10 protein-coding genes and 2 pseudogenes are annotated in these 9,243 nt (G+C 67.5%); 5 read left to right on the top strand and 7 right to left on the bottom strand.

Going from position 1 to position 9,243, the window contains the following annotated elements; all coding sequences use genetic code 11:
• From WC493_RS20170 to hrcA, 7 genes and pseudogenes are all read right to left on the bottom strand, one after another.
• Positions 1 to 297 (bottom strand): annotated as a pseudogene (locus WC493_RS20170) (4-hydroxy-tetrahydrodipicolinate reductase); the annotation flags it as partial.
• A gap of 69 nt (positions 298 to 366) precedes the next feature.
• Positions 367 to 630, bottom strand: coding sequence for a BrnA antitoxin family protein (locus WC493_RS20165; RefSeq protein WP_373067887.1), 264 nt, complete (start codon positions 628 to 630; stop codon positions 367 to 369).
• Positions 617 to 838, bottom strand: a pseudogene (locus WC493_RS20160) (BrnT family toxin); the annotation flags it as partial. The gene WC493_RS20165 and the pseudogene WC493_RS20160, both read right to left, overlap by 14 nt.
• A gap of 145 nt (positions 839 to 983) precedes the next feature.
• Complete coding sequence (dnaJ, locus tag WC493_RS20155) at positions 984 to 2,135, bottom strand: molecular chaperone DnaJ (protein WP_373067885.1); 1,152 nt, start codon at positions 2,133 to 2,135, stop codon at positions 984 to 986.
• 83 nt (positions 2,136 to 2,218) lie between these two features.
• Complete coding sequence (dnaK, locus tag WC493_RS20150; protein ID WP_373067883.1) at positions 2,219 to 4,147, bottom strand: molecular chaperone DnaK; 1,929 nt, start codon at positions 4,145 to 4,147, stop codon at positions 2,219 to 2,221.
• Between the two features lie 203 nt (positions 4,148 to 4,350).
• Entirely contained in the window at positions 4,351 to 4,926 is a 576-nt protein-coding gene (grpE, locus tag WC493_RS20145) for a nucleotide exchange factor GrpE (RefSeq protein ID WP_373067881.1), read from the bottom strand.
• 32 nt (positions 4,927 to 4,958) lie between these two features.
• Positions 4,959 to 5,993 carry a heat-inducible transcriptional repressor HrcA gene (hrcA, locus tag WC493_RS20140; protein WP_373067879.1) on the bottom strand — a complete coding sequence of 345 codons (1,035 nt, stop codon included), beginning with the start codon at positions 5,991 to 5,993 and terminating at the stop codon, positions 4,959 to 4,961.
• Positions 5,994 to 6,162: 169 nt separating this feature from the next.
• On the opposite strand from hrcA, the gene WC493_RS20135 reads away from it, so the two are divergent.
• The 5 genes from WC493_RS20135 to WC493_RS20115 form a co-directional block, all read left to right on the top strand.
• The gene (locus tag WC493_RS20135) at positions 6,163 to 6,381 is read left to right on the top strand and encodes a hypothetical protein (protein ID WP_373067877.1); all 219 of its coding nucleotides are present in this window, start codon (positions 6,163 to 6,165) and stop codon (positions 6,379 to 6,381) included.
• Positions 6,382 to 6,480: 99 nt separating this feature from the next.
• The gene (locus WC493_RS20130; protein ID WP_373067875.1) at positions 6,481 to 7,467 is read left to right on the top strand and encodes a TAXI family TRAP transporter solute-binding subunit; all 987 of its coding nucleotides are present in this window, start codon (positions 6,481 to 6,483) and stop codon (positions 7,465 to 7,467) included.
• A 74-nt stretch (positions 7,468 to 7,541) separates the two neighbouring features.
• Positions 7,542 to 8,261, top strand: a complete 720-nt coding sequence (gene rph, locus WC493_RS20125) for a ribonuclease PH (RefSeq protein WP_373067873.1) — start codon at positions 7,542 to 7,544, stop codon at positions 8,259 to 8,261.
• Positions 8,261 to 8,860, top strand: a complete 600-nt coding sequence (rdgB, locus tag WC493_RS20120) for an RdgB/HAM1 family non-canonical purine NTP pyrophosphatase (protein WP_373067871.1) — start codon at positions 8,261 to 8,263, stop codon at positions 8,858 to 8,860. The genes rph and rdgB overlap by 1 nt, the downstream gene beginning before the upstream one ends.
• Positions 8,861 to 8,880: 20 nt before the next feature.
• A partial coding sequence (locus tag WC493_RS20115) for a radical SAM protein (RefSeq protein ID WP_373067869.1) occupies positions 8,881 to 9,243 on the top strand: 363 nt, incomplete at its 3' end.

The raw sequence follows: 9,243 nt of genomic DNA, 5'->3' as shown, positions 1-9,243 counted from the left end.
GGTGGTGCCGATCACCAGGGCTTTGCCGCTCTTGGCGGCCAGCGTGGCGTGGGAGGGGGCGGCGACCGGGGCGGTGAAATCGATCACCACATCGGCCGCGGCGAAGAGGGCGGCGGCATCGTCGGTCACCACGACGCCGATCGGCTCCTTGCCGGCGAGCGTGCCGAGGTCGATGCCGATCGCCGCACTGCCCGGCCGTTCGGTCCCGCCGGCGATGCCGGCGCCGGCGGCCAGGCCGGCATTGATCAGGCTCCGGCCCATGCGCCCGGCTGCGCCCAAGATGCCGATGGTGGTCATGGCCGATACTCCTCGAAGACGGGCCGACACTTTGCCAGCTACGCCTTCGATTTCAAGGCCTTGCGGCGATCACTCGCGCTGGGCCGCCTGGGCCAGCCAGGTCTTGATCAGGCTTTGGTAGGGAACGTCGCGCTTGTTGGCGGCGACCTTGATCCGTTCCAGCAGTGCCGTCGGCAGGCGGAGCGAGATCGAGGTGGTCGAGGGTTTCAGATTGGGCAACACCACCCGTTCCGCCTTCGACCAGTCGACATGGTCGGCGGAATCATTCGCTTCCCAGAAAGCGCGTTCCTCGGCTTCGTCGGCGAAGACCGGAATCTCCCTAGGCTTGGCCATAGATGTTCCTTTCCGTCCGGCTCATGGGCCGCGCGGAAATCACCCGGATCAGGCTGCCGTCCTGCCGCAGGGTGAAAGTGACATGCAGCAGGCGCCCGTCGTCCGTCCTGCCCAGGGCATGAAAGCGGCCTTCGTCGGCGCTGTGCACGGCATCGACGGCAACCACCAGAGGCTCGCTGAAGAAAATCTGCTCGGCCTCGGCCGCTGTGACGGCGTGCCTGTCCTAGCTCTTCCGGCCGTTGCCGAGATCCCAGTCGAAGCCGACGACCTTCGCCCAATCGATCATGGGCGTATATTACCGTAATATACGGCGCGGCTCAACGGGGCACCTCCGCGAGGTGCCCCGAGATGGCTTATTCCCGCAGGTCGTTCCAGAGTTCCTTCACCTTGGCGAAGAAACCCTCGGACTCAGGGCTGGTGCCCTTGCCGCCGGCCTTTTCGAACTCCTTCAGGAGTTCTTTCTGTTTGGCGTTCAGGTTGACCGGCGTCTCGACCACCGCGTTGATGTAGAGGTCGCCGAGCGCGCCGCCGCGCAAGGACGGCATGCCCTTGCCCTTGAGGCGGAACTGGCGGCCGGTCTGGGTCCCGGCCGGGATCGAGACGCGGGCGCGGGTACCGTCGATGGTCGGCACCTCGATGGTGCCGCCGAGCGCCGCCGTCACCAGCGGAATCGGCACGCGGCAGAACAGATTGGTGTCGTCGCGCCGGAACAGGGCGTGCGGCGTCACCGTGAGGAAGATGTAGAGATCGCCCGGCGGCCCGCCGCGCAATCCCGCTTCGCCCTCGCCGGCGAGCCGGATCCTGGTGCCGTCCTCGACGCCCTGGGGGATGTTGACCGAGAGGGTCTTTTCCTTGGTCACGCGGCCGTGGCCGCCGCAGGTCTTGCAGGGATCCTTGATGATGCGGCCGGCGCCCTGGCAGGTCGGGCAGGTCCGCTCCACCGTGAAGAAGCCCTGGGCCGCGCGCACCTTGCCGGCACCCTGACAGGACGGGCAGGTCGTGGGCTTGGAACCAGGCGCCGCGCCCGAGCCGTCGCAGGTCTCGCAGGCGATCGTGGTGGGCACGCGGATCTGCGTCTTCTTGCCCTTGAAGGCTTCCTCGAGGCTGATCTCCATGTTGTAGCGGAGATCGGCGCCCCTTGCGGCACCGTTCGGGTTGCGGCCCTGGCCGCCCCGGCCCATGAATTCGCCGAACAGGTCGTCGAAGACATCGGCGAAGGAAGAGCCGAAGTCGAAGCCGCGCGCCCCAGCACCAGCGGCACCGCCGCCGGGACCGCCGCCCTCGAAGGCGGCATGGCCGTAGCGGTCATAGGCGGCGCGCTTGTCGTCGTCCGAGAGGACCGAATAGGCCTCGTTGATTTCCTTGAATTTCTGCTCGGCTTCGGCGTTGCCCGGGTTCTTGTCCGGGTGCCATTTCATCGCGAGCTTACGAAACGCCTTCTTGATGTCGTCGGCCGAGGCCCCGCGCGCGACGCCCAGAAGTTCGTAATAATCGGCCTTCGCCATGGCGGACTCCTTGAAGCGTCCGTGCCGGCCGCCCCCGTCGGGGCCGGGCCGGCACGGTCCGCGTCCTTAACGCGACATCGGGATCAGTTGGACGACTTCTTCTTGTCGTCCACTTCCTCGAAATCGGCGTCCACCACGTCGTCCGGGCCGGCACCGGCCTCACCGGTGCCCGGCGCGGCGCCGCCGGCCGCCTGGGCCTTCTCGGCTTCGGCCTTGTAGATCGCCTCGCCCACCTTCATGGCGGCATTGGCGAGCGCTTCGGTCTTCGCCTTGATCGCCTCGGCGTCGTCGGCATTCAGGGCCGACCGCAGCTCGGCGATCGCGGCATCGACCGCGGCCTTGTCAGCGGCGGCGACCTTGTCGGCGTGTTCGCTCAGGTTCCGCTCGGTCGCGTGGATCAGGCCTTCGGCGTGGTTCTTCGCCTCGACCATTTCCTTCTTCTTCTTGTCCTCGGCGGCATGAGCCTCGGCGTCCTTCACCATCTTCTCGATGTCGGCGTCCGAGAGGCCGCCCGAGGCCTGGATACGGATCTGCTGTTCCTTGCCCGTGCCCTTGTCCTTGGCCGAGACCTGGACGATGCCGTTGGCGTCGATGTCGAAGGTCACCTCGATCTGCGGCACGCCGCGCGGGGCCGGCGGAATGCCCATCAGGTCGAACTGGCCGAGCAGCTTGTTGTCCGCCGCCATCTCGCGCTCGCCCTGGAAGACCCGGATCGTGACCGCGTTCTGATTATCGTCGGCGGTCGAGAAGGTCTGGCCCTTCTTGGTCGGGATCGTGGTGTTGCGCTCGATCAGGCGGGTGAAGACGCCGCCCAGGGTCTCGATGCCGAGCGACAGCGGGGTGACGTCCAGCAGAAGGACGTCACGGACGTCGCCCTGCAGCACGCCGGCCTGGATGGCGGCGCCCATGGCCACCACTTCGTCCGGGTTCACGCCCTTGTGGGGTTCCTTGCCGAAGAAGCTCTTCACGATCTCCTGGATCTTGGGCATGCGGGTCATGCCGCCGACCAGGACCACTTCGTCGATCTGACCGGCCGACAGACCGGCGTCCTTCAGGGCCTTCTGGCAGGGCTCGATGGTGCGCTGGACGAGGTCGTCGACCAGGCTCTCGAACTTGGCGCGGGTCAGGCGCAGGGTGAGGTGCTTCGGACCCGTGGCGTCGGCCGTGATGAAGGGCAGGTTGATTTCGGTCTGCATCGAGGACGACAGCTCGATCTTGGCCTTTTCGGCGGCTTCCTTCAGCCGCTGCAGGGCGAGCTTGTCCTTGCGGAGGTCGATGCCGCCGTTCTCGCGCTTGAACTCGTCGGCCAGATAGTCGACGAGGCGCATGTCGAAGTCTTCACCGCCCAGGAAGGTGTCGCCGTTGGTCGACTTCACCTCGAACACGCCGTCGCCGATCTCGAGCACGGAGACGTCGAAAGTGCCGCCGCCGAGGTCATAGACCGCGATCACCTTGCCGTCCTGCTTGTCGAGGCCATAGGCCAGCGCGGCGGCCGTGGGCTCGTTGATGATGCGCAGCACTTCGAGGCCGGCGATCTTGCCGGCGTCCTTGGTCGCCTGGCGCTGGGCGTCGTTGAAATAGGCGGGAACCGTGATCACCGCCTGGGTGACGGTCTCGCCCAGGAAGGATTCGGCGGTTTCCTTCATCTTCTGCAGGATGAAGGCGGAAACCTGGCTCGGGCTGTATTTGGTGCCGCGCACTTCCACCCAGGCGTCGCCATTGTCCGCCTTGATGATGTTGTAGGGCACCATGCCCTTGTCCTTCTGGGTCATCGGGTCCGCGAAGGAGCGGCCGATCAGGCGCTTGATCGCGAACAGGGTGCCTTCGGGATTGGTCACTGCCTGGCGCTTGGCGGCCTGGCCGACGAGACGTTCACCGTCGCCGCTGAAACCGACCATCGACGGGGTGGTGCGGGCGCCTTCGGCGTTCTCGATCACCTTGGGCTTCGTACCCTCCATGATCGCCACGCAGGAATTGGTGGTGCCGAGGTCGATGCCGATAACCTTTGCCATAACTCTCTCCTTTTCGGCAGATGGCGGCGGCCCTTACGGCACCGGCGGCATCCCCTGGGTTCTGACTGGAACGAGGAAGGCGGGCAATCGCCCCACTCGCGCTGTGGCTTATATAGGGCCGGCTTTTCCGACCCGCAACGCCCGGAAAAGGCCTTCCGGGCGCTTGTATGCAAAAAATTTGTGCAGCGCTCTTCCGATCGCCCTCAGACCGTCTGATCGACTGCCGGCGCAGGCGCTTCAGCCTTGGCGACACCCACCTTGGCGGCGCGCAGCAGGCGGTCGGCGATCTGGTAGCCGGCCTGGACGACCTGGACGATCGAGCCGCCGGGCTGGCCGGTGCCGGGGACCTCGAACAGCACCTCGTGCTTGTTGGGATCGGCCTTCTCGCCCACCGCCGGGGCGATCTTGGTGATGCCGACGCGCTCGAAGGCGGAGAGCAGCTCGCGCTCGGTCATTTCGACCCCGGCCAGGAGATTGGCCACCGCCTCGTCCGCGGCGCGGGTCTCGGCCGCCACGGCCTCGATCGCGCGGCGCAGGTTGTCGGCCACGCTGGTGAGATCGCGGGCGAATTTGGTGACGGCATATTTCGCCGTGTCTTCCCGCTCGCGCTCGGCCCGGCGGCGCAGGTTCTCCGTCTCGGCGAAGGCGCGCAACAGCTTGTCCTTCAGGTCGGCCACTTCGGCCTGGAGGGAGTCGACCGTGGGGCCGGCGGGGGCCGCCGGAGCCTCGGCCGCGGTTTCGGTCGGGGTCGGTTCGGTGTTTTCGGTCTCGGTCGTCATAACGGGTCCACAAAAAGATCAGCGCATCAGGGTCAACGGATCAGGCGGCCGATCATCCTGGCGGTGTAATCCACCATGGGGACGACGCGCCCGTAATTCACTCTCGTCGGGGCGATCACGCCGATCATGCCCACGATCTTCTCGTCCTGGCGGCGGAAGGGCGCCACGATCAGGGACGAGCCAGACAGGCTGAACAGCTTGTTCTCCGAGCCGATGAAGATGCGCACCCCATCGGCATCCTGCGCCAGCTCCAACAGTTGGAGCACGTCGCGCTTGGATTCAAGGTCGTCGAACAATTGCCGCACCCGCTCGAGATCCGCAAGCGCGGTGAGATCGTCGAGCAGGCGGGCGCGGCCGGAAACGATCAGCATGTTGCCGGCATCGTCGCCCGACCAGGTGGCGAGCCCGGCCTCCACGACGCGGGCCGCCAGCGCGTCCAGCTCGGCCCTATTCTCATCGATCTCGCGCAGAATCCGGGTCCGCCCCTCGGCCATGGTGCGGCCGCCGAGCCTTGCCGACATATAGTTGGAGGCGACCTGGAGCCCGGACGGCGTCAGGCCCATGGGCGTGTCGATAATGCGGTTCTCGACCGAGCCGTCCTGCGCGACCAGGACGACCAGCGCCCGCCCCGGCCCCAGGTTGACCAGTTCGACATGGTCGAGCGGCTTGTCGGCCTTGGGCGCGATGACCAGGCCGGCGCATTGCGACAGGCCGGACAATTGCCGCGTCGCCTCGGTCAGCAGGCCCTCGACCGACTGGCCGGACGTGCTGCCATGAGCCTCGATCGAATGGCGCTCGTCCTCGGTCAGGTTGCCGAGCTCGAGGAAACTGTCGACGAAGATGCGAAGCCCGGCCTGGGTCGGGATCCTTCCTGCCGAGGCATGGGGCGAATAGAGCAGGCCCGCCTGTTCGAGATCCTGCATCACGTTGCGGATCGAGGCGGGCGAGAGCGGGAAGCCCAGGCGCTGCGACAAAGTGCGCGAGCCGACCGGTTCGCCGGTCTCGAGATAGGACTCGACGATCTGGCGGAAGATCTGGCGTGAACGCTCGTTCAGCTCCTGGATCATCCTCGGGCTTCCTGCTGGGCGTGTGCAATGTAGGAAGCTCGTCCGGGGGCGTCAACGTGTGCGGTGCAAGGTCGAATCCGCCTTGAAATCCCGGCCAGGAGGCAGACCTTTGACGCGGGTGCCGGTGCGAGCTTCCGGCATCCGGTTTCAACGGCCAAGGAGAAGAGCCATGGACTATTGGACCGTGCTCGCCCGGGAACGTGCCCGTCGCGAGATCGCCGCCGCCGTGAGCCCGATCATGCGCCCCGACCTCGCCCGCGCGGCCGGCGCCGCGGATGCCGAAGACGGCAGCCTGATCACGGCGCTGCGCCAGACGATCGAGGAACAGGCGGCCGAGATCCACGCCCTGAAGACCGAACTGGCGACCCTGCGCCACCATCGGAGCTGACACCGATCCGCAGGCGGGGGCCGCGCGGCCATTGATCCCCAGGCCCCCGCCTGCGACCATGGCCGCCACGACCATTGGAACGTTGGGGGAGGCGGGACGATGCGGCGCATTCGGGCTATTGGCGCTGCAGGTCTGGCGGCATTGCTGCTGACCGCGGGCAGCGTCCTCGCGGGGGAGGCCAGCCGCTATTTCCAGATCGCCACGGCGGGCGCTTCCGGGACCTATTTCCCGGTCGGCCAGATGCTCGCCACCGCGGTCTCCGGCCAGGGGGCGGAGGGCGTGCCGGGCCTCGTCGCCTCGGCGGTCGCCTCCAATGGTTCGCTCGCCAATGTCGAGGCGCTGGAGGCGGGTTCGGTCGATTCCGCCCTGGTCCAGGCCGATGTCGGCCATTGGGCGGTGACCGGCACCGGCGCCTTCGAGACCAAGGGCAAGCGCGAGGCCCTGCGAGCGATCGCCGCCCTCTACCCCGAGACGGTGCATCTCCTGGTGCGCAAGGATTCGGGCATCACCAAGCTCGACGACCTCAAGGGCCATCACGTCTCGATCGACGAGCCGGGCTCGGGCACGCTGGTCGACGTCCGCCTGATCCTGGCCGCCTATCGTATGACCGAGCGCGATTTCGTCGCCGAATATTACAAGCCGGACCTGGCGGCCCAATTGGTCGCCATGGGCCAGCTCGACGGCTTTTTCTTCGTCGGCGGCTATCCCAGTGCCGCGATCGAGGCCCTGGCTGCCCGCGCCAAGGGCGACCTCGCCCTGGTGGCGATCGACGGTCACGGCGTCAACCAGCTCCTGGCCGACAATCCCTTCTTCACCCGGGCGAGCATTCCGGTGAATGTCTATGCCGGCCTCGGCCCGGTCGATACCGTGGCGGTGCGCGCCCTCTGGCTCACCAGTGCGGCCCAGCCGGCCGAGCTGATCCAGGCGATCACGGCGGCGCTGTGGAGCGAGAGCGGGCGAAAGGCGCTCGATTCCGGCCATATCCAGGGCAAGGCGATCCGCCTCGAGACGGCGCTCGACGGCTTGACCGTGCCGCTCCACCCGGGGGCCGAAGCCTTCTACCGCGAGAAAGGCCAGATCAAGTGAGGCCCGATCATGTGAGGGATGCGCGACGCCGCCCGCCGGGGTAAAAGGGCGCCGCAATCAAACGAGGATCCCCCATGCGCGCCCATGGCCGCCACGCCGACCAGCTCCGCCCCATCAGCCTGGAACCCGGCTTTTCCAAACATGCCGAAGGCTCCTGCTTCGTGCGCTTCGGCGATACCCATGTGCTGTGCACCGCCTCGGTCGAGGAGCGGGTGCCACCATGGCTGCGCGGCCAGGGCAAGGGCTGGGTCACCGCCGAATACGGCATGTTGCCCCGCTCCACCCATTCCCGGAACGACCGCGAGGCGGCCAAGGGCAAGCAATCCGGCCGGACCCAGGAAATCCAGCGCCTGATCGGACGGGCGCTGCGCGCCGCGATCGATCCCGTGGTGCTGGGCGAGAAGGTGATCAAGATCGACTGCGACGTGATCCAGGCCGACGGTGGCACCCGCACCGCCTCGGTCACCGGGGCCTATGTGGCGCTGCATCAGGCGATCGAATTCCTGATGAACAAGGGCGAGCTTTCCGCCAATCCGATCCGCACCGAAGTCGCCGCCGTCTCCTGCGGCCTCGTGGAGGGCCGGGCCCTGCTCGACCTCGACTATTCGGAAGACAGCAATGCCGAGGCGGACGCCAATTTCGTCCTGACCGGCACCGGCGAGATCGTGGAAATCCAGGGCACGGCGGAATCCGCCCCCTTCACGGCCGAGCAATTCGCCCATCTGTTCACCCTGGCCCAGGGCGGCATCACCCGCCTGGTCGCCTATCAGCGCCAGGCGCTCGGGCTGTTCTGATGCGGCTTTCGGGCAAGCTGGTCGTCGCCAGCCACAATCAGGGCAAGGTCCGGGAGATCGCCGAACTGCTCGCCCCCTTCGGGATCGAGCCGGTCTCGGCCGGCACCCTCGGCCTGCCCGAGCCGGAAGAGACGGAGACCACTTTCGCCGGCAATGCCGAGCTGAAGGCGCGGGCGGCCGCGACGGCCGCCGGCCTGCCGGCCCTGGCCGACGATTCCGGCCTCTCGGTCGAGGCGCTGGACGGCGATCCGGGCATCTATTCGGCGCGCTGGGCCGGGCCTGCCAAGGACTTCGGCCTGGCCATGGAAAAGATCCAGGCCCTGCTCGCCGAGAAGGGTGCTGTCGAGCCCGCGGCCCGGCGCGCCTGGTTCACCTGCGCCCTCGCCCTGGCCTGGCCGGACGGGCGGATGGAGACCTTCCTCGGCGAGGTCCACGGCACCCTGGTCTGGCCGCCGCGCGGCAAGAACGGTTTCGGTTACGACCCGATGTTCCAGGCCGACGGCATGGACCTCACCTTCGGCGAGATGGAACCGGCGGCGAAACATGCGATCAGCCACCGCGCCATCGCCTTCGCCAAGCTGATCGCCGCCCTGAAATGAGCCGCGAAGAGCGGCGACGGATGCCCCAGGCGGGTGATCCCGGCAGCCTCGCCCTCTATGTCCATTGGCCGTTCTGCAAGGCCAAATGCCCCTATTGCGACTTCAACAGTCACGTGCGGGAGGCGGTCGATCACGCCGCCTGGGCCGCCGCCCTGGTCGCCGAGGTGGAACGGGTGGCGGCGCAGGTGCCGGAGCGCACGCTGACCTCGATCTTCTTCGGCGGCGGCACGCCCTCCCTGATGGCGCCGGAGACCGTCGCCGCGGTGATCGCGGCCGCCGGCCGGGCCTGGCCCTTCGCCGCCGACATCGAAATCACCCTGGAAGCCAATCCGACCAGCGTCGAAGCGGCCAAGCTGCGTGATTTCAGGGCTGCCGGCGTCCAT

This window comes from Zavarzinia sp. (assembly GCF_041650655.1).
Classification (GTDB): domain Bacteria; phylum Pseudomonadota; class Alphaproteobacteria; order Zavarziniales; family Zavarziniaceae; genus Zavarzinia.
This window is presented reverse-complemented; position numbering and strand designations above follow the sequence as displayed.